The sequence below is a fragment of the Verticiella alkaliphila genome, assembly GCF_018904615.1.
Lineage (GTDB): Bacteria > Pseudomonadota > Gammaproteobacteria > Burkholderiales > Burkholderiaceae_B > Verticiella > Verticiella alkaliphila.
The window spans coordinates 1-1,713 of the sequence record NZ_JADCNH010000095.1; the positions used below are offsets into that span (position 1 = coordinate 1).

Below are 1,713 nucleotides of genomic sequence, written 5' to 3' on the forward strand. Positions count from 1 at the left end.
CTTGTGCGCCTGCCGCTGGACACGGCCGGCAGCGAGGAGCCCGTCGGCCTGCTCACGCGCACGGATCTTGCGCCAGGCCCGGCGATGCGCGCGCTGCTGGCGGCGCTGCGGGCTCAGGCCGCGGCGCGAATGCGCGCTGCGCCTGTGCTGTAATCAGAATCCCTGTCTTCGGAGTCGCGTCATGAGAGTTCGTCTGCTGGTGGTCATGGCCGCGCTGGCCAGCTTGCTGTCCGGCTGCGGTTACAACGCCATCCAATCGGCGGACGAATCCGTCGCCGCGGCGTGGTCCGAGGTGCTCAATCAATACCAGCGCCGCGCGGATCTCGTGCCCAATCTGGTCAACACGGTGAAGGGCTACGCCAGTCACGAAGCCCAGGTGCTCACCCAGGTCACGGAAGCGCGGGCCCGCGTGGGTAGCGTGCAGCTCTCGCCGGAGATGCTGGGCGACGAGCAGGCCGTGCGGCGCTTCCAGCAGGCGCAGGGCGAGCTCTCCTCGGCGCTCTCCCGCCTGTTGCTGGTCACCGAAAACTACCCGCAGTTGAAGGCCGACGGGTTGTTCCGCGATCTCATGACGCAGCTCGAAGGCACGGAGAACCGCATCGCCGTGGCCCGCGGACGCTACGTGCAATCGGTGCAGGCCTACAACGTCCTGGTCCGTCAATTTCCGCAGGTGCTCACGGCCCGTGTCTTCGGCTATGGCCCGAAGGCGAATTTCTCGGTGGACAACGAGGCCGAGATCTCGCGCGCGCCGAGTGTGGATTTCGCCCCCAACGCGCCGGCCGGCGCGGCGGCGCGCTGACATGCGTGCGCTTGGTGTTGGCCGCTCGCGCAGCGTGGCCGCCCGCTGGGCGGTGACAGTCGCGCTGGTCCTCGCGCAGGCCGGTGCGATGACGTGGGCCGCAGAGTCTGCATCGAGTCCGGCCACGCCTTCGACCGAAGCGGTGGCCGCGCCGGGTGAGGCGGCTGCCGGCGTACCGCGCCTCACGCGCCGCGTCACGGATCGCACCGGCACGTTGAGTGCGGACCAAGTGACGGCGCTGGAGGCCAAGCTCTCTGCCTTCGAGGGCGAGAAGGGCGCGCAGATCGCCGTGCTGCTCGTGCCGACGACGGCGCCCGAAGCGATCGAGCCGTATGCCACGCAGGTGTTCGAGGCCTGGAAGCTCGGGCGCCAGGGTGTGGACGACGGCGCGCTGCTCCTGGTGGCCAAGAACGACCGTGCGGTGCGCATCGAAGTGGGCTATGGGCTGGAGGGTGCCATCAGCGATGTGCAGGCCGGCCGCATCATCCGCGAGCGCATCGTGCCGCGATTTGGCAAGGGCGATTTTGCCGGCGGCATCGACGCTGGCGTCGATGCGCTGATGGCGCTCGCGCGCGGTGAGGCGCTGCCTGCGCCGACACGCGCGCCCACGGGGGTGCCCCCGGCCATCCAGATGGTCGACACTGCACCACCCTCGGGCGCGGCGGGCTTCGGCCACTGGGCGCTCTTTGCCGCCATTGCGATCTTCGCCGGCAATCCGCTCATGGCGGTGGTGGGCGGCGGCATCGTGGGCTTTATCGTCACCCAGGCGGCGTGGGGCAGCGTGCTGGGCGCGCTGCTGGGCATTGTCCTGCACGTCGTCTTTCGGGTCACGGGGCTGCACAAGCGCATGCGCGGCACCAGGGGCCGCCGGGGTGGCGGCGGTGGCTGGGGCGGTGGCGGAGGGTGGGGCGGCG

Annotated in this window: 2 protein-coding genes; both read left to right on the top strand. The window is 70.4% G+C overall.

From position 1 onward, the window contains the following. The first annotated feature begins 181 nt into the window (after positions 1–181). On the top strand, positions 182–799 hold the full coding sequence (locus IMZ29_RS22350) for a LemA family protein (protein WP_216188472.1): 618 nt from the start codon (positions 182–184) through the stop codon (positions 797–799). A 1-nt stretch (position 800) separates the two neighbouring features. Continuing rightward, the coding region (locus tag IMZ29_RS22355) for a TPM domain-containing protein (protein ID WP_253207385.1) at positions 801–1,713 on the top strand (913 nt) is incomplete at its 3' end.